Raw genomic sequence first — 23132 nt, 5'->3', positions numbered from 1 at the left:
CATGTCCGCAGCGACAGGGCCGGTTGAATGAGCAAGCAGGTCTACACTTTCGGCGGCGGTGCCCACAGCGATGATCCGCGCAGCCGGGACAAGACGATTGTCGGCGGCAAGGGCGCGAACCTGGCGGAGATGGCGGCGATCGGCCTGCCGGTGCCGCCGGGCTTCACGATCACGACCGAGGAGTGCGTCCGCTACCTGAAGGAAGGCGGCGAGTTCTCTGACGCGCTGAAGGCCGAAGTCGCGGCCGCGCTGGCCCATATCGAAGCTGCCGTCGGCAAGAGGTTCGGCGATCCGGCCGATCCGCTGCTGGTCTCGGTTCGCTCGGGCGCGCGCGTCTCCATGCCGGGGATGATGGACACAGTGCTCAACCTTGGCCTCAATGACGTCACGGTGCAGGGGCTGGCGGCTTCCTCGGGTGATGCCCGCTTTGCCTGGGACAGCTATCGCCGTTTCATCCAGATGTATTCCGACGTGGTGCTGGGGGTGGATCACCACCTGTTCGAGGACGCGCTGGAAATCACCAAGGAAGACAATGGCTTCTATGCCGATGTTGAGATGCAGTCCGAACACTGGCAGGCGCTGGTCAAGGAATATGAGGACATCGTCCAGCGCGCGCTGGGCCAGCCGTTCCCGCAAGACCCCACCGAGCAGCTGTGGGGCGCGATCCGTGCGGTGTTCGATAGCTGGGATGCCGACCGGGCCAAGGTCTATCGCCGCCTGAACAATATCCCCGGTGACTGGGGCACGGCGGTCAACGTCCAGGCCATGGTCTTTGGCAACATGGGCGATACTTCGGCCACGGGCGTCGCCTTCACCCGCGATCCGGCGACCGGCGAGAAGGCCTATTACGGCGAATGGCTGATCAACGCCCAGGGTGAGGACGTGGTGGCCGGCATCCGCACGCCGCAATACCTCACCAAGTATTCGCGTGAACGCGCCGGGGCCAAGCCGCTGAGCATGGAAGAGGCCATGCCCGCGGCCTATGCCGAGCTGGCCGCCGTGTTCGAGCTGCTCGAAAAGCATTACCGCGAGATGCAGGACATCGAGTTTACCGTCGAACGCGGCAAGCTCTGGATGCTCCAGACCCGGACCGGCAAGCGCACCGCCAAGGCCGCGCTGAAGATGGCGGTCGACATGGTGGCCGAGGGCCTGATCGACGAGGCGACCGCGATCCGCCGGGTCGATCCGATGGCGCTTGATCAGCTGCTGCACCCCACGCTCGATCCCGAGGCCTCGCGCGAAGTGCTGACCACCGGCCTGCCGGCTTCGCCCGGTGCGGCATCGGGCGCGATCGTGCTCGATGCCGATACGGCCGAAAAGCGCGCCGAACGCGGCGAAGCGGTGATCCTGGTCCGCGTCGAGACCAGCCCGGAAGACATCCACGGCATGCACGCGGCCAAGGGCATCCTGACCGCGCGCGGCGGCATGACGTCACACGCCGCCGTGGTGGCGCGCGGCATGGGGCGCCCTTGTGTCTCCGGCGCATCGGGCGTCTCGATCGACCTCGCCACCCGCACGCTGCGGATCGGCAGTCGCGAGCTGAAGGAAGGCGATCTCATCACCCTTGATGGCGCCAATGGCCAGGTCATGGCCGGACTGGTGCCGACCATCGAGCCGGAACTGGTGGGCGACTTTGGCGTGCTGATGGCCTGGGCCGACCAGCACCGCCGGATGAAGGTGCGCACCAATGCCGAGACCCCGGCCGACTGCCGGATGGCGCGCCAGTTCGGGGCCGAAGGCATCGGCCTGTGCCGGACCGAGCACATGTTCTTCGACGACAAGCGGATCGCTGCCGTGCGCCAGATGATCCTCGCCGAGGACGAGGCCGGCCGCCGCGCTGCCCTGGCCAAGCTGCTGCCGGAACAGCGCGCGGACTTCCACGCGATCTTCGAGGTGATGGCGGGGCTTCCCGTAACCATCCGCCTGCTCGACCCGCCGCTGCACGAGTTCCTGCCCCATGCCGACGCAGACTTTGCCGATCTGTCTGACGCGATCGGCGTGGGGGTGGACCGGCTGAAGCGGCGCGCGGCGGAACTGCACGAGTTCAACCCGATGCTGGGCCATCGCGGTTGCCGCCTGGGGATCACCTTCCCCGAGATCTACGAGATGCAGGCTCGCGCGATCTTTGAGGCGGCCTGCGACGTGGCGGCGCAAGGCGGGGAAGCGCCAGTCCCCGAAGTGATGATCCCGCTGGTCGCCACGCGCAAGGAGCTGGAAATCCTGAAGGCGCTGGTCGATCGCACCGCCGCCGCGGTCTTTGCGGAAAAGGGCCAGACGCTGGACTATCAGGTCGGCACGATGATCGAGCTGCCGCGCGCCGCGCTGATGGCGGACCGGATCGCCGAAGTGGGCGAGTTCTTCTCGTTCGGCACCAATGACCTGACGCAGACCACTCTGGGCCTCAGCCGCGACGATGCGGCCAAGTTCCTGGGGGCTTATGTGGAGCAGGGCATCTTCGCGCGCGATCCGTTCGTCAGCCTCGATATCGAGGGCGTGGGCCAGCTGGTCGAACTGGCGGCTGAGCGCGGGCGCAAGACCCGGCCCGACATCAAGCTGGGCATCTGCGGCGAACACGGCGGCGATCCCGCCAGCATCGCGTTCTGCCAAAAGGTCGGCCTCGATTACGTCTCAGCCAGCCCCTATCGCGTGCCGATTGCCCGGCTGGCGGCGGCCCAGGCGGCGCTGGCCTCAGGCCACTGACGGGCGCTTCCACCCGCTGAGGGTCAGGATCTCGAACCGCTCGACCGTGCCCGTCCCGAAGGCGGCACGGGCCGTGGCGAGCTGGCTGCGGGAAAGGATCGGGCCGGGGCTGGCGAGGACATTGCCCAGCGCCTGCGCGCGCAGGTCGGCCACCAGGCTGTCGAGGCTGCGGAACCGCACCTCCAGGCTGCGGCTGTCGACCACAGGGTTGGCCCAGCCGGCCCGCTGGAGCAGTTGCCCCCCGGCGCGGACATCGACCGCCGGGTGGAGGCGCGGGGCGGGGCGGTCGCCATCGGCGGCCAGCATGGCCTCGCGTAGCGCCGGCAGGCTGCCCGCGCCGCTGAAGCTGGCCAGGGCCAGGCCACCGGGGGCAAGGGCGTTGCGGATATGGATCAGCGCGCCGGGCAGGTCGTTGACCGTATCGAGCGTGCCCAGGCTGGCGATGAAGTCAAAGCCCTGGTCGGGGAAAGGCAGCTCGTCATCCCAGCCGGTGGCCGGATCGGCCAGGGTGACAGCCGCGCCGAGGGACTGGAGGTGCTGGGCGAGCATGGGATCGATCATGCCGATCAGCAGTGCCCGCTGCGGCACATGGCGCAGGAAGCCAAGCCGCTCGATCACATCCTCTGCCATGTCGGCCATCAGGTAGCGCGCGGCTTCGGGGGCGGCCTGCAGCGCCAGCGCGCGGCGGCGGGCAGCCAGGCGGCGGGTGGGGGCGAAGATCCGGGGCGGGGCGGTGCCAGTCACGCCGTCGCCCTGCCTTGCGCCGGGCGACGGTGCAAGCGATAGTCATCGGCGATGCAGGTTCCCCCAAGCCTCGCCCCGGTGGTCGATCTGGTCTTGCCCCCGCGCTGCCCGCTCTGCGGTGAGGCGCTGGCGGCACACGGCGGCCTCTGTTCGGCCTGCTGGGCCGAGCTGGTCATCCCGGGTGAGCTGGCCTGTGCCAAGTGCCAGCGCCCGCTGGGGGATGGCATGGCCGCCGGATCGGTCTGCGCGCCGTGCCTCGCCAGTCCGCCACTCCATGACGGCATCGCGGCGGCGACGCTCTATAATGATGCTTCGCGCAGGCTGGTGCTGGCGTTCAAGCACGGGCGGCGGATTGCCCTGGCCGACCAGCTGGCCCGACTGATCCTGCCGCGAATCGGGCAGGTGGGCGCGGACTGGCTGATCGTGCCGGTGCCCTTGCACCGCTGGCGGTTGTGGCGACGCGGCTTCAACCAGTCGGCGCTGCTGGGGCGCGAGGTCGCGAAGGCGAAGGGCGCGCGGCTGCTGGTCGATGGCCTGGTGCGGCGCAAGGCCACGCCCATGCTGGGCGGACTGGGTAGGGCGGCGCGGATGCGGGTGCTGAGCGGGGCGATTGCGGTCAACCCGAAGCGGGCGGGCACGATCAGGGGGGCGAAAGTCCTGTTGGTCGATGACGTGCTGACCAGCGGTTCGACCAGCGAAGCCTGCGTCAGGGCGCTGAAACGCGCCGGGGCGGAGCAGGTGGTGGTCGCCTGCTTCGCGCGGGTGCTGGACGAGGCGCTGGATCTGGCCTGAACAGGTCTGGCCCAACGAGAAAACGCCCGGAACCGAAGCTCCGGGCGCCCTCGTGACGAAACCGTGGGGCGTCGCTTTCGCGATTAGGCGCTCCCCCTTGAACGCCTCGCCCGATCCCTCATGCGGTGGCTTGACTTGCCATGGGTCCCTGAACCCGGGCCGCTTGCGCTGTCCGCATGCGATCAATCACCGAATTGCGGGTCGATGGAAAGTGGCGAGCAAGATCGGGGCAGATTTTGGTCGACACATGTGGTTATCCTGCAACAAGGAACTCCGTCATGACCAACACCGACCCCACCGATCGCGAACAGGGCAGCGCCTTTTTGCCCCGCTTCGATGCCAATGGCCTGGTGACCGCCGTTGCGGTCGATGCCGATAGCGGCACCATGCTGATGCTGGCCCACATGGATGCCGAGGCGCTGGCCAAGACGCGCGAAACCGGGCTGGCGCACTTCCATTCGCGCTCGCGCGGGCGGCTGTGGATGAAGGGCGAAAGCTCGGGCCATGTCCTGCGGGTCGAGGAAATCCGCGTGGATTGCGATCAGGACGCCCTCTTGCTGATCGTCCGCCCGGCCGGTCCGGCCTGCCACACCGGCGCGACCAGCTGTTTCTATCGTCGGCTCGATGGCGACTGGCTCGTGCGGGTCAGTGATTGACGCTTACGTAAAGGGAACCTATTTCGCGGTACATGGAATCGGCCGCGAAGATCACGCCTGTGCACGATGGCGCTCACCTTGAGCGGCCAGACGCGTTGGAACGCGAGCATTTCACGATCTCCGACCTGACGGCCGAGTTCGGCGTAACCGCCCGCGCCCTGCGCTTTTACGAGGACGAGGGCCTGATCGCCCCCGCCCGCAGCGGCCTGTCGCGGATCTACTCCAAGCGCGACCGGGCCCGCCTCGCCTGGATCATGCGGGCCAAGAACGTCGGCTTTAGCCTGACCGAGATCAAGGAGATGATCGACCTCTACGACCTGGGGGATGGCCGGGTCGAGCAGCGCCGGGTGACCATCGCCCGCTGCAAGGAACAGGTCGAGCGGATGCAACAGCAGCGGGCCGATATCGATTCGGCGATTGCAGAACTGACGCAATTCATCGCCCGGCTCGAAGACCTCGAAAACGCGCCCAAGGCGTAACCCTCCCAATACCGAAGGACCCATCATGCCCGTCTACAAGGCACCGACTCGCGACGCCCGCTTCCTGATCAATGAAGTGCTGCGCCTGCAGGACCACGCTGCATTGCCCGGCTTTGCCAGCGCTACGCCCGACATGGTCGATGCCGTGGTCGAGGAAGCCGGCAAGTTCTGCTCAGAAGTGCTGGCGCCGATCAACCTGGCCGGTGACCAGGAGGGCTGCACCCGGCATCCTGACGGCACTGTAACCGTTCCTTCGGTCTACAAGGACGCCTTTGCCCAGTTCCGCGCGGCGGGCTGGTCGACCCTCTCGGTGCCCGAGGAGTTTGGCGGTCAGGGCTTGCCGCATGTGCTGGGCATGCTGATGGAAGAGTTCATGTCGTCCGCCAACCAGGCGTTCGGCATGTATCCGGGGCTCACCGCCGGGGCGATCTCGGCGATCCTGGCCAAGGGCTCGCCGGAGCAGAAGGCCAAGTACGTGCCCAAGATGGTGGCCTGCGAATGGCTGGGCACGATGAACCTGACCGAGCCCCAGTGCGGCACGGACCTGGGCCTGATCCGCACCCGCGCGGTGGCGCAGGCCGACGGCAGCTATGCCATCACGGGTACCAAGATCTTCATCTCGTCGGGCGAGCACGACCTGACCGAGAACATCATCCACCTGGTCCTGGCCAAGACACCCGATGCGCCGGATTCGACCAAGGGCATCTCGCTGTTCATCGTCCCCAAGGTGCTGGTGAACGACGATGGCTCGCTGGGTGCGCGCAATGCCGTCTCGTGCGGGTCGATCGAACACAAGATGGGCATTCACGGCAATGCGACCTGCGTGATGAACTATGACGGGGCGACCGGCTACCTGGTGGGTGAGGAGAACAAGGGCCTCGCCGCCATGTTCATCATGATGAATGCGGCGCGGCTTGGTGTCGGTATCCAGGGCCTGGCCCAGGCCGAGGTCGCTTACCAGAATGCGGTCAAATATGCCGGCGAGCGCCGCCAGGGCCGCGCCCTGACCGGGGCGGCCGAGCCGGCCGAGAAGGCCGATACCCTGTTCGTCCACCCGGACGTGCGCCGGATGCTGATGGATGCCAAGGCCTTTACCGAAGCCATGCGCGCGCTCTGCATGTGGGGCGCGTTGCAGGTCGACCTGAGCCACAAGGCTGCGAGCGAGGAAGAGCGGCAGAAGGCCGACGACCTGATCAGCCTGCTCACCCCGGTGATCAAGGGCTATGGCACCGACAAGGGCTATGACGTGGCCACCAACATGCAGCAGGTCTTCGGCGGCCATGGCTACATTGAGGAATGGGGCATGAGCCAGTTCGTGCGCGATGCCCGCATCGCCATGATCTATGAAGGCACCAACGGCATTCAGGCGATGGACCTCGTTGGCCGCAAGCTGGCCCAGAACGGTGGCCGCGCAGTGCAGACCTTCTTTGCCATCGTCGATGCCGAATGCGCCGCGGCCAAGGCCAAGCCGGAACTGGCCGGGCTGGCGGCAGCGGTCGAGGCGGCAAATGCCGATCTCAAGGCCGCGACCATGTGGCTCATGGCCAACGGCATGGCCAATCCCAACCAGGTCGGCGCGGGCGCGCACCATTACATGCACATCATGGGCATCGTCGCGCTGGGTTCGATGTGGCTGCGGATGGGCGAAGTGGCGCTCGAAGCCTTGGCCAAGGGCGAGGGTGACAAGGCGTTCTACGAAGCCAAGCTGACCACGGCGCGTTACTTCGGTGAGCGGTTCTGTCCGGACAGCGCTGCGCTGCGCCGCAAGATCGAAGCCGGTTGCGAAGCGGTCATGGCCCTGCCGGTCGAGGCCTTCGCCACGGCCTGACGGTCAGTCTGCCCCGCTGTGGCCCGCCACCCGGTCGCGGTGGCGGCCCCAGTGCCAACCGGCCACGGCTCCGGCCAGACCGCCGGGGATGGAGAAGGCCATCCAGCCGATTCCATCGGGGAACAGGCCCGCCATGAGGAACGGCAGCGATCCCGCGATCAACCCGGCAAGGACATAGAACCGTCCGCGCTCATGGCCCGAGCGGGTGAGCAGCCAGGTTATTGGCAGGCCAACCATCACCATGCCGCCAAGGGTTGCCGGCCAGGCTACGATCAGCGGGGCCAGCATGACGCCGAAGCCGCCAGCCTGCCCATCCTGCAAGATCGCGACACCGACCGGCACGGTGACGAGCAGGAAAGGCAGCCCTCCGGCCACGCCGCCCCACAGCACTGCTTTTGCAAAGGCCAGCAGCGCCGCGCGGTTGAGGGCTTCGATCAAGCCAGCACCTCGTCCAGCAGGCCCATCAGCGCCGCCCAGCTCTGCCGGTCGGCGCTGGCATTGTAGGCGGGATTGGGTTCCCCGACGGGGGTCAATGGGTTGGTGAAACCATGGTCGACCCGGGCATAACTGTGGAAATGCCAGTTGGCCTGCACCGCATCCATCTCTTCCCAGAAAGCCTTGACATGACTGCGCGGCACGAGGAAATCGACATCGCCGTGGCAAACCAGGATGCGCGGCTTGATCGGCTGCGCTGCCGGTAGCGGGGTCTGCAGCAGGCCGTGGAAACTGGCGACCAGTTCGAGGTCCGCCCCGTCGCGAGCGAGTTCCAGCACGGCGAGGCCGCCGAGGCAGAACCCGATGGCCACCTGCGGCACGCCCGGTTCAAGCTCACCAAGCTTGGTCAGCGTGGCGCGCAGGCGAGTCCGCATGGCATGTGGATCGGCGCGCAGGCGCATCATCGCACTATTGGCCGAATCGAAATCGTGCGGCGATTCCGGGCCATAGAAGTCCGCGACGAAGGCCGTATAGCCCGCGTCCGCCAGCGCCCTGGCCTTGTTCGCCACGCCTTCAGTGATGTTCATGAAGGTGGGGAACACAGCCACGGCGGCGCGCGGCGTGCCGGTGGGACGAACGAGATGCCCGATCAGCGGGGTCTCGCCGTCAGAATAGTCGATCCGGGTCATCGCGCTCATTCCGGCAGGAAGTCCGGCACCGAAAGGTAACGCTCGCCGGTATCGTAATTGAAGCCCAGCACACGGCTGCCAGCGGGCAGTTCCTTCAGCTTCTGGGCAATGGCGGCCAGCGTGGCGCCAGAACTGATCCCGACCAGCATGCCTTCTTCCCGGGCGGAGCGGCGGGCCATTTCCTTGGCATCGGCCGGATCGACCTGGATCGCGCCATCGATCGCCTGGGTGTGGAGGTTGGCCGGGATGAAGCCCGCGCCAATGCCCTGGATCGGGTGCGGGGCAGGCTGGCCACCGGAAATCACTGGCGAGAGCGTCGGCTCGACCGCCCAGGCCTGCATTTTGGGCCACTTGGCCTTCAGCACTTCGGCGCAGCCGGTCAGGTGACCGCCGGTACCTACCCCGGTGATCAGGGCATCGATTGGCGTGTCGGCGAAATCGGCCAGGATCTCCTGCGCGGTGGTGCGCACATGGACCGCGATATTGGCGGCATTTTCGAACTGCTGCGGCATCCAGGCACCGGGCGTGGTGGCAACCAGTTCGTGCGCGCGCTCGATCGCGCCCTTCATGCCCTTTTCGCGCGGCGTCAGATCGAAGGTCGCGCCATAGGCCAGCATCAGCCGCCGCCGCTCGAGCGACATCGATTCGGGCATGACCAGCACCAGCTTGTAACCCTTGACCGCGGCCGCCATGGCCAGGCCGATGCCGGTGTTGCCGCTGGTCGGCTCGATGATCGTGCCGCCTGGCTTCAGGCTGCCATCGGCCTCGGCCGCCTCGATCATGGCGAGACCGATCCGGTCCTTGATCGAGCCACCGGGATTGGCCCGCTCGGCCTTGATCCAGACCTCGTGGTCCGGGAACATGCGCGACAGGCGGATGTGCGGGGTATTGCCGATAGTGGCGAGGATCGATTCAGCCTTCATGGCGGTGGTCCTTCGGTTCGAGCAGGTGAGGGGCGATATTGTGGGGCAAATGTCTTTGCGCGGCGTAGCTCGGGATATAGCACGGCCCATGCGGCAGTCACTACTATGGCCCCGATCCCGCCGAACACGACTGCGCCAACCGCACCGAAAAATGCGGCCGCCAGACCCGATTGCATCTCGCCCAGCTCGTTCGAGGCGGAAATGGCCAGGCCCGAGATCGAGGAGACCCGCCCGCGCATGGCATCGGGGGTGTTGAGCTGGATCAGCGTACCGCGGATGAACACCGAAACCTGGTCCGATGCGCCGAGCAGCGCGAGCATGGCAAGCGAGAGCGGGAACGAGGTGGAGAGGCCGAAGACCACGGTCGCCGCGCCGAACACGACCACAGCCCACAGCATCTTGACACCGACATTGCGTGAGAGCGGGAAAAAAGCGAGGAACAGGGCGACCAGCGCCGCGCCCAGCGCGGGCGCCGCTCGCAGCAGGCCAAGCCCTTCATCGCCCACCTTCAGGACGTCATAGGCAAAGGCCGGCAGCATCGCCGTTGCGCCGCCGAGCAGCACGGCGAACAGATCAAGCGTGATGCAGCCCTGGAGGAAGCGTTCGCGCCAGACGAACTTTGCCCCTTCGGCCATCTGGCGGAGCGGGGTCTCGCCGCTTGGCTTGGGCACCGGGGGTAGCGGGCGGATGTTCAATAGTGCGGTGATCGCCGCCGTCAGCAGGATGGCGGACATCACATAAGGCCAGGCATCATTCCCGGCGAGCAGGAAACCGGCTGCTGCGGGGCCGATGACAGAGGCGCTCTGCCAGGCGATCGATCCGGTGGCGACGGCTTTTGGCAGGAGCTCCGCCGGCACCACGTTGGGCACGATCGCGCTGATTGCCGGGCCAATGAACACTCGTGCCGCGCCATGCAGCGCGGCCATGGTGAACAGCAATGGCAACGAAATCGCACCGAGCGAATTGGCTGCAACCAGGCTCAGCGCGATCGTCAGGTCGAGCAGGCACGAAGCGGCTCCGACGAAGCGCCGATCGAGCCGGTCAGCGACCAGCCCGGCCACCGGGGTCAGCAGCAGGAAGGGAATGAATTGCGCGAGGCCCAGCGTCCCGATCAGGAACGCGGCCTCGCGCGTTGAATAGCCGTATTCGCCGCGCGCCAGTTGGTAAGTCTGCGCTGCGACGATGACCACCATTGCGGTGGTCGCGGCGACCGAGGTGAACCGCGCCAGCCAGACCAGGCGATAGTCGCGGATCTGGAGGGGATGGGTCGGCTGGCTCACCTTCCCCGCATGGCAGCGCGCCGGGCGCTTGCCAAGCGGGGAGATGCTAATGTCCTCAGAAGGCGAGCTTTGCCGAGACGCGGATGTCGCGGCCGGCCAGCGGCACGAAATCGCGCGTGAACGAGGCGGCGCGGCGAGCGCTGACGTTGAACAGGTTGTTCCCTGCCAGGGTAAAGGTCAGCGGGCCGTCATCGCCCATCGGGTGCCAAACGGCCGACAGGTTGACCATGGTAAAGCCATCGACCGGCGTTTCGAACCCGGCCACGCGGTCCTGCGCGTCATTGTGCTCGACTTCGCCGCGCAGGTGGACGTTGCCGAGTTCCAGTTCGGCCCCACCGCGCAGACGCAGCGGCGGGATGCGCGGAACCGGGCCGACGCCCTTCAACTGGGCGTGGGTATAGTCCGCCTGGGCATCGATTGTCAGGCTGCCACCGGTCCACTGCATCACGCGGGCGCTGGCCGAAGCCTCGAAGCCCTGGAAGCGGGCCTTGCCTTGGGTATATTCGAAGACCGGGAACCCGTCTTCCTCGTCACCATTGGGCAGGGCGGCGATGAAGCTGTCAAAGTCGGTGAGATAGCCGGTAAGCGCGAGGTTCACGGCCCCGCCATCGTACTTCAGGTAGACTTCGCCGCCCTTGCTGGTTTCCGGGCGGAAAGTGGGGTTGCCCACTTCATAGGCCTGGGTGGCAATGTGCAGACCGTCGGACAGGAGCTCTTCCGGGGCCGGTGCGCGGGCGCCGCGGATGAAGCTTGCGCCCAGCTTCCAGTCCTGGGCAAAGCGCCAGGAGGCACCCAGCGCGCCGCTCCACAGGTCGAAGCTCTTGTTGAAGCTGACCGAATTGGCGCGCACATTGGCCCGCTCATAGCGGCCAGCTGCTTCCAGTTCGACCTGACCAAGCCGCAGTGATTGCAGGGTGAAGACGCCAAAGCGGCTGACATCGTTCGAGGGGGCAAAGGCCTCGGCCCCAACGATGTTCAGCTTGCGGGTGAAATACTGCACCCCGCTGCGCCCGCGCCAGCCGTTTTTCTCGTTCTGGACCAGGTCGAGCCGGGTTTCGACCCCGCTGCCGGAGAATGTGGTGCCAACTTCGTCGCCCTCGAATTCGATGTGCTGGTAATCACCGAATGCGCCGCGGATCTGGATGCTGTCGAACAGGCCTTCGCCCAGCTCGACCGCGCCGCGCAGATCGACGCGGGTCTGGTCGAGATCGATCGAGACGTCTTCATCATGGCCGCCATGCCCACCGCCGTGGCCACCATGCCCATGGCCATGTCCTGCGCCCGGCCGCATCGGCAGGCCATAGCGCATGTCCTGACGCTGGATCGAAATGCCGAGGTTGCCGCCTTCGTCGATGAAGGCGAGGCCTGCCCCAAAGGTCGTGCTGCGCGCGGCCGTGTTCGGCACCTTGCCGGTCAGGTTGGCCAGTTCCTCATATTCTTCGGCTTCTTCGGGTTCGCCATCGGCGCGATATTCGGCCGCTTCGTCGAGCAGGTAATCGCGCAGGGCCGGCGAGTTGACGAAGCCGAGGACCTTGAGGTCGTCGCTCTTGCGCCATGAGGCGTCGATATGCGCCGCCCAGCGATCCGCCAGGCGGAACTGCGCCGCGCCAGAGGCCGAACGTTCATTGGCAGTCGAGCCATACCCGCCCAGCGCGGTAACGTTGATGCCTTCGGGCACCGAACGGGGGATGCGCTTGTCGAGCGCGTTGACCGCGCCGCCGATCGCCTGCCCGCCAAACAGTAGAACTGCGGGTCCGTGCAGCACGTCGATGTGATCAACCGTGAGCGAATCGAAGACCACCGCGTGGTCGGCCGAAACGCTGGATGCATCGATCGCGCCGATGCCGTCGGTCAGCACACGGATCCGGTCGCCATCGAAGCCGCGCAGGATCGGGCGCGAGGCGCCAGGCGTGAACGAGGTCGAGGAGACGCCCGGTAGCACGGCCAGCGTTTCGCCGAGCTGGCCACGGCGGTTTATCAGCAACTTGTCGCCTTCCAGGGTGCTCGTGCTGCTAAGCAGCGCGAAATCCACCGGGGGATGGCCGACGACGACGATCCCGTCATCTTCCTTGTGGGCTTGCTGATGCGGATCACCGGTCTGCTCCTCATTGGCGAGGGCGGCGGCGGGGGCCAGGGCGATGGCAAGGGCGGTGAGGCTGGTGGAGAGCTTGGTCATGGCGAGCCGCCTACAGGCTATGATATACTATATCAAGGTCTGATTTTGCAAATTGGCGCTATCCTGCGCCGGTTCGGCTCAGGAGGGTCGGCGCGGACGCAGACGGGGGTTTGGCTGGAGCGTATCGATCAGCCGCATGAAGTCATCGAGCCGGATGATCCGTTCGAATTGAAAGCCCGAACGATCATCGGTCGACCAGATCATGTGGGCTTCGATCCGGCCCACCACGGGCAGGCGGATGATCACCCGTTCGCCCCGTTCAAGGTCCAGTTCGCCCGAGACCATGAAGCCGTGCGCTGACAGGTTCACGATATGCATGTGCACGTCGCCAAGACGGCGGTGCTCGCCGATGACCTTATGATCGACCGGATGCCGGGTCGAGCGGCGCAGGTCGGTTACTGTCAGTTGCGCTCCGGATACCATGCTCCGTTCGCCTCCATTCCTTGGCAGTCAGGGGCAAACCTATGCCCGCAAACCACAAAGAAAGGGTAAACCGGCTGCGAATCGGAGGTACCGGTGCAGCGTCGATCAGGCCGGACGCAGCACCCCGTGCTTCTTCTTGCCTGCGGAAATCCGAACTTCGCGGCCACCGGGGATGCGATGGGCCTCGTCGGTGATCGCCGTGCCATCGACCCGCGCGCCGCCGCCGGCGATCAGCCGCTTGGCCTCGCCCTTGCTGGCGGCAAAGCCGATCCCGACCAGCGCATCGATCAGGCTGAGGCCGTCGCTCGGCAGTTCGAGCTCGGGCAGGTCTTCGCCAACCCCGCCGGCGGCAAAGGTGGCCTGCGCGGTCGATTCGGCCGCTGCGGCAGCCTCCTTGCCACGGCACAGCGCGGTCACCTCGTTGGCCAGGACGACCTTGGCGGCGTTGATTTCACTGCCGGGCAGGGCTTCCAGCCGAGCAATCTCGTCCAGCGGCAGATCGGTGAACAGGCGCAGGAACTTGCCGACATCGCGGTCGTCGACATTGCGCCAGTACTGCCAGAAATCGTAGCTGGGCAGGGCATCGTCGTTCAGCCAGACGGCCCCGGCCGCGGTCTTGCCCATCTTGGCCCCGTCAGCCGTGGTCAGCAGCGGGGTGGTGACCCCGAAGACCTCGGTCTGGTCCATCCGGCGCGACAGTTCGACACCGTTGACGATGTTGCCCCACTGGTCGCTGCCGCCCATTTGCAGCCGCACGCCCATGGTCCTGGCCAGGTGGCGGAAATCGTAGCCCTGGAGGATCATGTAGTTGAATTCTAGGAAGGTCATCGGCTGTTCGCGTTCCAGCCGCAGCTTGACCGAATCGAAGGTCAGCATCCGGTTAACCGTGAAGTGCGTGCCCACTTCCTGCAGCAGCTCGATATAGCCCAGCGTGCCGAGCCAGTCGTGGTTGTTGACCATCACCGCGTCGGTCGGGCCATCGCCAAAGGTCAGGAAACGTTCGAAGATGGTGCGGATCGAGGCGATGTTGGCCTCGATCGTCGCGTCGCTTAGCATCTTGCGGCTTTCATCGCGCCCGGTCGGATCGCCGATCCGGGTCGTGCCGCCACCCATCAGCACGACCGGCTTGTGCCCGGCCTGCTGCAGGCGGCGCAGCAGCATGATCTGCACCAGACTGCCGACATGGAGCGAGGGCGCAGTGGCATCGAAGCCGATATAGCCGGGCACGACCTGCTTCGCGGCCAGGGCATCCAGCCCTTCGGCATCGGTCATCTGGTGGATGTAGCCACGCTCTTCGAGCAGGCGCAAAAGGCTGGAAGTGTAAGTCATCGCGCCGCGCCCATAGCAGCGGTTGCGGACAAGACCAAATCTCGGATTGGGCCAAATGCAGGATTACCTGCCGCTTGCCGGGGCGCGGGGCAGCGGGCATTAGGCGGCGATGCACAAGCTTGTCCTGCACCCCGGATGCGCGCCCGGATCGGTTCACACGATCGAGGCCGAGGTGACCGCCACCAGCGATGGTTGCCGCGCCACCTTCATTGCCCATGGCGATATCGCCAGGATCGCCGTGCCCGTGGTTGCGACTCCGGGACGGTTCGACAACCTCTGGAAGACGACCTGCTTCGAGATCTTCTGGAGCCACGACGGCACCAGCTATCGCGAATTCAACCTTTCACCCTCGACCCGCTGGGCCTGCTATGATTTCGATGGCTTCCGCGAAGGGATGCGCGATGCGCCGGCCGAAGTGGAGATCGCCGTGGCGGTGACCGGCGACACCCTGCGGCTTGATGCAATCATTCGTTCCGACCTGCCGGTTCCGGCCACGGTCGCGCTGAACGGGATCATCGAGGATGGCGATGGCGTGAACCGGTTTTGGGCGCTGGCCTTCCGTCCCGGAGCGCCGGAATTCCACGCCAGCGAATGCCGCGCGCTGGAGCTGCCGGCATGACTGTGCGGTTCGGGATTGACCGGTTGCTGGCCGAACCGGACCTGCGCACCCCGCTGGCCGGGCGGCGCGTGGCGCTGGTGGCCCATCCCGCCAGCTTGACCGCGGACCTGACCCATTCGCTCGATGCGCTGATCGCTGCCGGGGTGAACGTGACCGCCGCCTTTGGCCCACAGCACGGGTTGAAGGGCGACAAGCAGGACAACATGGTCGAGACCGAGGACGAGCTCGATCCGGTCTACAACATCCCCGTGTTCAGCCTTTATGGCGAGGTTCGCCGCCCGACCGGCCAGATGATGAGCACGGCCGACGTGTTCCTGTTCGACCTGCAGGACCTGGGCTGCCGGATCTACACCTTCGTCACCACGCTGCTTTACCTGCTCGAAGCGGCGCACGGCACCGGCAAGGAAGTCTGGGTGCTGGACCGGCCCAATCCGGCCGGCCGACCGGTGGAAGGCACGCTGCTAGTGCCGGGGCAGGAAAGCTTCGTCGGCGCCGGGCCGATGCCGATGCGGCATGGTTTGACCCTGGGGGAAATGGGCCACTGGTTCATCGAACATTTCAAGCTGGACGTGCCCTATCGCGTGATCGCGATGGAAGGTTGGCAGCCTGAAGGCCCCGGCTTTGGCTGGCCGGACAGCCGGATCTGGATCAACCCGAGCCCCAATGCCGCCAGCCTCAACATGGCCCGCGCCTATGCCGGCACCGTCATGCTGGAAGGCGCGACGCTGAGCGAGGGACGTGGGACGACCCGCCCGCTCGAAGTGCTGTTTGGCGCGCCCGATGTCGATGCCAAGGCTGTGCTGGCCGAGATGCACCGGTTCGCGCCCGATTGGCTGGCAGGTTGTGCGCTGCGTGAATGCTGGTTTACGCCCACTTTCCACAAGCATGCCGGGCAATTGTGCAACGGCCTGATGATCCATGCCGAGGGCGCATTCTACGATCATAACGCCTTCCGCCCCTGGCGGCTGCAGGCCCTGGCATTCAAGGCAATCCGGCGGCTCTATCCGGAATACCCGATCTGGCGCGATTTCCCATATGAGTACGAGTTCGAGCGGCTGGCGATCGATGTGATCAACGGCGGCCCGGCCTTGCGCGAATGGGTCGACGATCCGGTGGCATTACCCGGCGATCTTGAGGTCCGGACTGGGGCTGACGAGCGCGTCTGGACCGAAACCGTTCTAACGTTGAGGCTCTACTGACATGACCATCGATCAGCCTCAGCCACGCTTCAGCGAGAGTGACGCCGAAGCCCGCTATGGCCGTAACCGGCGCGATGCCGCTGCCATGCTCGCGCTGGCCGATCACCGGATGCTGGCCCAGGACTGGCGTGGGGCGATGCGCTGGTATGGTGCAGTGGACTACCTGGCCTCGCAGGGCGGTGCCGTGTCCATGCTCGACCGCCGCCGGACGCTGGACGCCATCGACTGGCTGAAGGCCCGCTTCCGCGATGTCTTGCTGCGGGATCTGGATGCGGTCGGGCTTACCCGGGCCGAACGCCACCCTCGGTTTCAGAAATCGCTGGAGTTCATGCTGGGGGATCGACCGCGCGAGCAGGTGGGCGATGCCTGGCCGCAATTGCCGCAGACCTATTTTTATCCGGATCTTCCGCTGGTTGGCTATGCCGATGCGGCCCAGTTCGACTGGCGCGAGGCGCTGGAAGCGCAGACCGGGTCGATCCTTGAGGAGGCGCTTAGCCTGATGGCCGATGCCCGGTCGTTCACTCCCTATGTGCAGCAACAGGCCGACCGGCCGCAGGGCGATGTGCACGGCCTGCTGGGCAACTCTGATTGGAGTACCTGGGAGCTGACCGATGGTGGTGCCGTCTCGGACGAGCGGGCGGCGCTTGTCCCGCGGACCCATGCCGCGCTTGATGCGCTGCCGCTGTGTCGCATCTCCAGCCGCGCGCCGACCCTGATGTTCTCGCTGCTGCGCCCTCATTCCCGCATCCCGGCCCATACCGGGATGATCAACGCGCGCTTCATCTGCCATTTGCCGCTGGTGGTGCCGGATGGGTGCGGATTTCGCGTTGGTGGTGAAACTCGGGAATGGCGCGAGGGGGAACTGATGGTGTTCGACGATTCGGTTGAACACGAGGCCTGGAACGACAGCAACCTTGATCGCCTGATCCTGATTTTCGATGTCTGGCGCCCTGAAGTGACCGAGACTGAGCGAAGCCAGATCGAAACTCTGTTTCGGATCGTTGATGCCAATTAGCACCGCTTGACCGGGGGCAACGGGACAGCCAACTTGGTTTCGGATGGGATTCGCGGCGCAGTCAAGCGCCGGGGCATGAGAGGATGATGGATGAACCAGGTTGCGGCGGGCCAGAAGCCCGCGAATTCGCTGCGCGTCACACTCTGGATCCTGTTGATTGTCTACATCTTCAATTTCCTGGATCGCCAGATCGTCAACATCCTGGCTGAACCGATCAGCCGTGACCTGGGGCTGTCCGATACCCAGATCGGGTTGATGACCGGGATTGCCTTCGCCGCGTTCTATACTTTCCTGGGTATCCCGATCGCGCGCTATGCCGATCGTCCGTCAACCAACCGGGTCAGCCTGATTTCGATCTCGCTGGTGATCTGGTCGGGGATGACCGCGGTGTCGGGCATGGCCCAGAACTTCGTGCAGCTGCTGTTGGCGCGGATCGGCGTGGGGGTGGGGGAGGCTGGCTGCACGCCTGCCGCCCACTCGCTGATCGCCGATCTCGCCCCGCCCGAAAAGCGCGCTTCGGCGATCTCGTTCTATTCGTTGGGCATTCCTATTGGCGGCCTCCTGGGCATGGTCATGGGCGGCCTGATCGCCGATGCTTATGGCTGGCGAATCGCCTTCTTCGTGGCCGGCCTGCCGGGCATCCTGATGGCGCTGGTGGTGTGGTGGGTTCTGCGCGATCCGCGCATGTCGACCGTGCTGGAAACCCGTCAGGCTGCGCCCACGCTTTCGACCAAGGAAGCGATCCGCGAGGTGCTGAGCTCGCGGGCCTTCGTCTATCTGATGATCGCCGGTTCGGCCGCTGCCTTCCTAGGCTATGGCAAGGCCACCTGGACCACGATCTTCTTCCAGCGCACTCATGATCTGTCGCCGGGCGATGTGGGCCTTTGGTTCGGGATCGGCGGCGGGATTGCCGGGGTGTTGGGTACCTGGGCCGGAGGCTGGTTCGCCGACCACTATGGCAAGACCAACCGCCGTCACGTGCTGACCGCGCCGGCGATTGGCATGACCGTGGCAATCCCCATCGCGATCGCTGCCTATTGGGCTCAGCAATGGTGGGTCGCGCTGATCCTGATCATGCTGCCGACCGTGCTGAACGGCCTCTATCTCGGCCCGACCTATTCCTGCGCACAAGGGCTGGTGCCGCTGCGGGCGCGGGCCATGGCCGCTGCCGTGCTGCTGTTCGCGCAGAACCTGATCGGGCTGGGGTTGGGGCCGCTGTTCTTCGGCATCCTGTCGGACTTTATCAAGCCGATGGCCGGGCCCGACAGCGTTCGCTACGTGCTCTATGGCGCCGCCGTGATGGGGCTGATCCCGTCGTTCTTCTTCTGGCGCGCTAGTCTGCGGCTGAACGAGGAGCTCGACAAGAAGGGGTGAGCAGTCAGACGAAGTTGGCGATCCAGGCCACGGCCTGGGCCGCCGGCAGGAACAGCGCCTGGGCCAGCAGCGTGCCGGCGAGGCGGCTGAGGCTGATCCACACGATCGTGCGGCGGAACATCGCCTCGCTGACCCGGCCCTCGACCACGTCATCGGTCATGACTGACAGTTGCGGGTCGATCAGTGCGAACAGCAGGATCGTGGCGAAGCCGTTGACCACGGCCGAGAGCTGCGAGGCGGTGACGCGGAATTCGGGGTTGAGGTACCCGGCATAGAGCGAGGCAACCACCCCGACCGTAATCAGCGCCTGGGCCAGGCAGTTTGCCAGCAGTACACCCCAGCCGACACCGCGATCCCTAACCAGTTCCTTGAGGATCTTCGGACTGGGCGGGGTCAGCGCCTGGCGCAGGGTGGAGAGGCCCGCCGGAGTGGCTGTGCGCAGCAGCATGCGCGTGGTCGAGCGGTGTTCCTGGAAATAATCGATTGCCCGGGCGAACAGGCGCTGCCCGGTCGGGACCAGCAGGATCCCGACCAGCACCGCCAGCGAGGCCGAGGCCAGCACCAGGTGGAAATCGAGCAGCAATGCCTCGCCGCCGCCTTCCGACAGGCGCACCTCGATCCGCTTGGCCAGGAACGGCCCCAGGAAGCTGTTGGAAGTGCGGCTGACCAGCACGAGGATGTTGAACAGGGCAAAGCTCATCGCGATCCGCCGCGTGCGCACCCCGGCGATGCGGGCGGCATAAGCCAGCGTGCCGATCAGGTTGATCAGCGCGGTCAGCAGGCAGATGATCAGCAACTGGGCGTCCATGCCCAAGCCTTAGGTCAGTTTGTCAGCTTCAGGGAAGCGTTCAATGCTTCTTGCGGGTCAGTTCGCGCATCGCCCCGTCGAGGCCTTCGAGCGTCAGCGGGAACATGTTGCCGCCGATCAGCTCCTTGATGATCTTGGTCGACTGCGAATAGCCCCACTGCTTTTCCGGCACCGGGTTGAGCCAGATCGTGGCCGGATAGACATGCGCCACGCGCTGCAGCCAGACCGCCCCGGCTTCCTCGTTGAAATGCTCGACCGAACCACCCGGATGGGTAATCTCGTAAGGGCTCATCGCCGCATCGCCGACGAAGATGATCTTGTAGTCGTGGCCGTACTTGTGGAGGATGTCCCAGGTATTGGTCCGCTCGCTCCAGCGCCGCTTGTTGTCCTTCCACACGCCTTCGTAGAGGCAGTTGTGGAAGTAGAAGAACTCCAGGTTCTTGAACTCGGTCGTGGCGGCGCTGAACAGCTCTTCCACCAGCTTGATGAAGGGGTCCATCGAACCGCCGACATCGAGGAACAGCAGCACCTTGACCGCGTTCTTGCGCTCGGCGCGCATGCGGATATCGAGCCAGCCCTGCTTGGCCGTGCCCTCGATCGTGCTTTCCAGGTCCAGCTCGTCCGGATTGCCCTCGCGCGCAAAGCGGCGCAGGCGGCGCAGCGCCACCTTGATGTTGCGGGTGCCCAGTTCGCGCGTGTTGTCGAGGTTCTGGAACTCGCGCTTTTCCCAGACCTTCAGCGCGCGCTTGTGCTTGCTTTCGCCGCCGATCCGGACGCCTTCGGGGTTGTAGCCATCGTTGCCATAGGGGCTGGTGCCCCCGGTCCCGATCCACTTGTTGCCGCCCTCGTGGCGCTTCTGCTGTTCCTCGATCCGCTTCTTGAGCGTCTCCATGATCTCTTCCCAGGAACCGAGCGACTTGATCGCTTCCATTTCCTCAGGGGTCAGGAACTTTTCGGCGACGGCCTTCAGCCATTCCTCGGGGATGTCGACCGGGTTTTGGCCGTAATTGGTCAGGATGCCCTTGAAGACCTTGTTGAAAACCTGGTCGAACTTGTCGAGCAGGCCCTCGTCCTTCACGAAGATGGCGCGCGACAGATAATAGAACTGCTCGGGCGTCTGCTCGATCACGTCCTTGTCGAGCGCTTCGAGCAGGACCAGATGCTCCTTGAAGGAAGCCTGGATGCCCGCGCTGCGCAGCTCGTCGACGAAGTTGAAGAACATCAGTCTATCCGTTCGGTTCTAACGTGGACCGCAAGCGCGTTGCGGCGTGGATGCCCATGGCCAGCCAGCCCAGGCCGATCAGCATGGTTGATGTCGGACCCAGGCCAAACGGGTCAAGCATTCCCGGCACCAGCAACAGCGGTGCCGGCAAGCACAGCAGGGCCAGCACCCAGCGGTGCAGCCGCACGAACGCCCAGGCCGCGCCGCCGCAGGTCAGCGCCAGCAGGCCGAACTTGAGCCAGACCGGATAGGGCAGCAGCGCCATTTCATCGAGCGGATTGGCCATATCGGCCACGATTCGGAACATCAGCGCGTTTTCGATTGCATCGGCCAGCGCAGCGACGATCGCCATGGCGCCAAACACCTGCCAGGCCTTGCCATCCAGCTCGCGGCCGATCCCGCGAAAGAAGCTGTAAGTCATCAGGCCATAGGCCGGCATCAGCAGGTAATCGATCGCATTGCCGGTATTCATGCCGGCAATGCGGCCTGCCCGGTCGGGATCCGCCGCTGTGCCGAAAATGTGCTCCAGATGCTGGGCCTGCGAAGCAAATTCGAGCAGCAGCACGGGGCGGATGTTGCTGCCGGGAAGGGGGATCGCCAGTTCCTGCGGGAAAAACTGCCCCATAACCAGAAATAGCCCGACTGTGGCAAGAAACAGTGCCAGCGTAACCTTGTGATCCCCTAATCGCATGACTTCATCCCCTCAATGATCGTGGGGAAAAGGCTGGTACCGATAATGCGATCTGTCGATCCGGCTTGGCGTACCGGTGCGCGCCCTGTTCCAGACGGACTGCTGGCCCGCACCGTACGCACCGACTCGCGATCAGTTCTGGCGCCGGGCCATGAAGGCGAGGCGTTCGAACAGCATCACGTCCTGCTCGTTCTTTAGCAGCGCGCCATGCAGCGGCGGGATCGCCTTGGCGGGATCGCGGTTCTGCAGCACGTCAAGCGGCATGTCCTCGTTCAGCAGCAGCTTGAGCCAGTCGAGCAATTCGCTGGTCGAGGGCTTCTTCTTGAGGCCCGGCACTTCGCGGACCTCGTAGAAGATGTCCATCGCCTTGGAGATGAGGGTTTTCTGGATGCCGGGGAAGTGGACATCGATGATCGCCTGCATCGTCTCGCGATCGGGGAACTTGATGTAGTGGAAGAAGCAGCGGCGCAGGAAGGCGTCGGGCAGTTCCTTCTCGTTGTTCGAGGTGATGACGACGATCGGGCGCTCCTTGGCGGCGATCCGCTCCTTCGTTTCGTAAACGTCGAAGCTCATCCGGTCGAGCTCCTGGAGGAGGTCATTCGGAAACTCGATGTCAGCCTTGTCGATTTCGTCGATCAGCAGCACGGGCAGCTGGGGCGAGGTGAAGGCTTCCCACAGCTTGCCCTTCTTGATGTAGTTCGAAATGTCATGGACGCGCTCGTCGCCCAGCTGGCCATCGCGCAGGCGGGCGACGGCGTCGTACTCATAAAGGCCCTGCTGGGCCTTGGTGGTCGACTTGATGTTCCACTCGATCAGCGGCGCCCCGGTAGCCTTGGCGATTTCGTGGGCCAGCACGGTTTTGCCGGTGCCAGGTTCACCCTTGACCAGCAGCGGGCGGCGCAGCAGCACCGCAGCATTGACCGCGACCTTCAGGTCATCGGTGGCGACATAGTTCGAAGTGCCTTCAAAGCGCTGCATGGAAATGGTCATCCCCAGTCGTTTAATCGTTCGATTAAGGGATAGGTTGCAGTCTGCAATCAGGCAAGCGCGAATTTGATCGCGCGGGCTCAGTTGTTCTGGATGTTGGATCGGGTCTTGGTGGCCTTTTGCTCGGTACCCTGGGCGGGTTGGGGCGCGACCGCCCTGACGGCAAGATCTTCCGCGGTCTTGTAACCCAGCGTCATGCTGCCTTCGCCGCATTCGATCACGGTCACATCGGTCAGGACCACGGCAATGGACCTCGCTTCAAGCTTGACCGTCGGGATATGCGTGCCTTGCGTGCATTTCGGGCGGGTCTTGCCGGTGGCCATGCCGCTTCCGGCCTCGCGGGCGGTGAGCACAGTGACAGTGCCGTCCTGTGGCGGCGGCGATGCGAATTGGATCGGCTTGTGCTGACGCTTGCCAGTAGCGAGGCCAGAGCCGGCTTCGCGGGCGGTAACCGGCGCGGTGGAACTGGTGTTACTGGTCGCGTCGGTCGCGCGCGTGTGATTGCTGCGGCTTGAATTCTGGTTCGGAGCGGCTGCCGCAGCCTTGCTTGCACCCCACGACCAGGATTCCACCTCAATCGATTCAGCGGTTTCACCCTTGATGTCGCCCAATTTGAGATAGGCGGGTGCAGCCGAGGCGATTGAGGGCAGGGTGGCGGCGAGCAAGGCAAGGCCGCAAAGGCGCGCGTTCAGGTGCGATTGCATGATGATCCACTCCCGGTTTATTATGGGAGCATCATCGTTCAGATTTTATTAGCCGAACC

22 protein-coding genes are annotated in these 23132 nt (G+C 65.2%); 9 read left to right on the top strand and 13 right to left on the bottom strand.

Annotated elements, in window-relative coordinates; translation table 11 throughout:
- The first annotated feature begins 27 nt into the window (after positions 1-27).
- Positions 28-2700 carry a pyruvate, phosphate dikinase gene (gene ppdK / locus O9281_RS06405; RefSeq protein ID WP_298183855.1) on the top strand — a complete coding sequence of 891 codons (2673 nt, stop codon included), beginning with the start codon at positions 28-30 and terminating at the stop codon, positions 2698-2700.
- Here ppdK and O9281_RS06400 read toward each other — a convergent pair.
- Positions 2689-3444: a methyltransferase domain-containing protein gene (locus tag O9281_RS06400; RefSeq protein WP_298183854.1), complete on the bottom strand. Its 756-nt coding sequence runs from the start codon at positions 3442-3444 to the stop codon at positions 2689-2691. The two genes, ppdK and O9281_RS06400, sit on opposite strands and share 12 nt — an antisense overlap.
- Before the next feature lie 51 nt (positions 3445-3495).
- Between O9281_RS06400 and O9281_RS06395 the strand changes: the two genes are divergently transcribed.
- From O9281_RS06395 to O9281_RS06380, 4 genes are all read left to right on the top strand, one after another.
- A complete protein-coding gene (locus tag O9281_RS06395; protein ID WP_298183852.1) occupies positions 3496-4236 on the top strand; it encodes a ComF family protein in 741 nt (246 codons plus the stop codon).
- A gap of 278 nt (positions 4237-4514) precedes the next feature.
- Positions 4515-4892, top strand: a complete 378-nt coding sequence (hisI, locus tag O9281_RS06390) for a phosphoribosyl-AMP cyclohydrolase (protein WP_298183850.1) — start codon at positions 4515-4517, stop codon at positions 4890-4892.
- Positions 4893-4924: 32 nt separating this feature from the next.
- On the top strand, positions 4925-5371 hold the full coding sequence (locus tag O9281_RS06385) for a MerR family DNA-binding transcriptional regulator (RefSeq protein ID WP_298183849.1): 447 nt from the start codon (positions 4925-4927) through the stop codon (positions 5369-5371).
- Positions 5372-5396: 25 nt separating this feature from the next.
- Positions 5397-7199 (top strand): acyl-CoA dehydrogenase C-terminal domain-containing protein, encoded by a 1803-nt coding sequence (locus O9281_RS06380; RefSeq protein WP_298183848.1) that lies wholly within the window; start codon positions 5397-5399, stop codon positions 7197-7199.
- Between the two features lie 3 nt (positions 7200-7202).
- Here O9281_RS06380 and O9281_RS06375 read toward each other — a convergent pair whose 3' ends face one another.
- The 7 genes from O9281_RS06375 to tyrS all read right to left on the bottom strand — a co-directional run bounded on the left by O9281_RS06375 (position 7203) and on the right by tyrS (position 14454).
- A complete protein-coding gene (locus O9281_RS06375) occupies positions 7203-7637 on the bottom strand; it encodes a hypothetical protein (RefSeq protein WP_298183847.1) in 435 nt (144 codons plus the stop codon).
- Positions 7634-8332 (bottom strand): dienelactone hydrolase family protein, encoded by a 699-nt coding sequence (locus tag O9281_RS06370; protein WP_298183846.1) that lies wholly within the window; start codon positions 8330-8332, stop codon positions 7634-7636. The genes O9281_RS06375 and O9281_RS06370 overlap by 4 nt, the downstream gene beginning before the upstream one ends.
- Positions 8329-9246: a cysteine synthase A gene (cysK, locus tag O9281_RS06365; RefSeq protein WP_298183845.1), complete on the bottom strand. Its 918-nt coding sequence runs from the start codon at positions 9244-9246 to the stop codon at positions 8329-8331. Before cysK ends, O9281_RS06370 begins: the two co-directional genes overlap by 4 nt.
- Positions 9243-10526: an MFS transporter gene (locus tag O9281_RS06360; protein WP_298183843.1), complete on the bottom strand. Its 1284-nt coding sequence runs from the start codon at positions 10524-10526 to the stop codon at positions 9243-9245. Before O9281_RS06360 ends, cysK begins: the two co-directional genes overlap by 4 nt.
- A 55-nt stretch (positions 10527-10581) precedes the next feature.
- Positions 10582-12702, bottom strand: a complete 2121-nt coding sequence (locus tag O9281_RS06355) for a TonB-dependent receptor (RefSeq protein WP_298183841.1) — start codon at positions 12700-12702, stop codon at positions 10582-10584.
- A gap of 78 nt (positions 12703-12780) precedes the next feature.
- Complete coding sequence (locus tag O9281_RS06350; protein WP_298183840.1) at positions 12781-13125, bottom strand: PilZ domain-containing protein; 345 nt, start codon at positions 13123-13125, stop codon at positions 12781-12783.
- A 105-nt stretch (positions 13126-13230) separates the two neighbouring features.
- Positions 13231-14454, bottom strand: a complete 1224-nt coding sequence (gene tyrS / locus O9281_RS06345) for a tyrosine--tRNA ligase (RefSeq protein WP_298183839.1) — start codon at positions 14452-14454, stop codon at positions 13231-13233.
- Positions 14455-14563: 109 nt separating this feature from the next.
- Here tyrS and O9281_RS06340 point away from each other — a divergent pair, with 109 nt between their 5' ends.
- The 4 genes from O9281_RS06340 (at position 14564) to O9281_RS06325 (ending at position 18661) form a co-directional block, all read left to right on the top strand.
- Positions 14564-15073, top strand: a complete 510-nt coding sequence (locus tag O9281_RS06340; RefSeq protein WP_298183838.1) for a hypothetical protein — start codon at positions 14564-14566, stop codon at positions 15071-15073.
- Positions 15074-15075: 2 nt separating this feature from the next.
- Positions 15076-16272, top strand: coding sequence for a DUF1343 domain-containing protein (locus O9281_RS06335; RefSeq protein ID WP_298183940.1), 1197 nt, complete (start codon positions 15076-15078; stop codon positions 16270-16272).
- A gap of 1 nt (position 16273) precedes the next feature.
- Positions 16274-17287: an aspartyl/asparaginyl beta-hydroxylase domain-containing protein gene (locus O9281_RS06330; protein ID WP_298183837.1), complete on the top strand. Its 1014-nt coding sequence runs from the start codon at positions 16274-16276 to the stop codon at positions 17285-17287.
- Positions 17288-17377: 90 nt separating this feature from the next.
- Positions 17378-18661, top strand: coding sequence for an MFS transporter (locus O9281_RS06325; protein ID WP_298183836.1), 1284 nt, complete (start codon positions 17378-17380; stop codon positions 18659-18661).
- A 4-nt stretch (positions 18662-18665) separates the two neighbouring features.
- Here the strand turns inward: O9281_RS06325 and O9281_RS06320 are convergent, their stop codons facing one another.
- The 5 genes from O9281_RS06320 to O9281_RS06300 form a co-directional block, all read right to left on the bottom strand.
- On the bottom strand, positions 18666-19469 hold the full coding sequence (locus tag O9281_RS06320; RefSeq protein ID WP_298183834.1) for a lipid II flippase Amj family protein: 804 nt from the start codon (positions 19467-19469) through the stop codon (positions 18666-18668).
- A gap of 40 nt (positions 19470-19509) precedes the next feature.
- A complete protein-coding gene (locus O9281_RS06315; RefSeq protein ID WP_298183833.1) occupies positions 19510-20691 on the bottom strand; it encodes a VWA domain-containing protein in 1182 nt (393 codons plus the stop codon).
- Between the two features lie 4 nt (positions 20692-20695).
- Positions 20696-21316, bottom strand: coding sequence for a hypothetical protein (locus O9281_RS06310; RefSeq protein WP_298183831.1), 621 nt, complete (start codon positions 21314-21316; stop codon positions 20696-20698).
- A 198-nt stretch (positions 21317-21514) separates the two neighbouring features.
- The gene (locus O9281_RS06305) at positions 21515-22360 is read right to left on the bottom strand and encodes a MoxR family ATPase (RefSeq protein WP_298183939.1); all 846 of its coding nucleotides are present in this window, start codon (positions 22358-22360) and stop codon (positions 21515-21517) included.
- 89 nt (positions 22361-22449) lie between these two features.
- On the bottom strand, positions 22450-23073 hold the full coding sequence (locus O9281_RS06300) for a hypothetical protein (RefSeq protein ID WP_298183830.1): 624 nt from the start codon (positions 23071-23073) through the stop codon (positions 22450-22452).
- Positions 23074-23132 lie beyond the last annotated feature (59 nt).

This window comes from Novosphingobium sp., assembly GCF_027531025.1.
GTDB lineage: Bacteria > Pseudomonadota > Alphaproteobacteria > Sphingomonadales > Sphingomonadaceae > Novosphingobium.
Note: the sequence above shows the minus strand (reverse complement) of the source record. Positions and strands in the feature narration are given on the sequence as shown.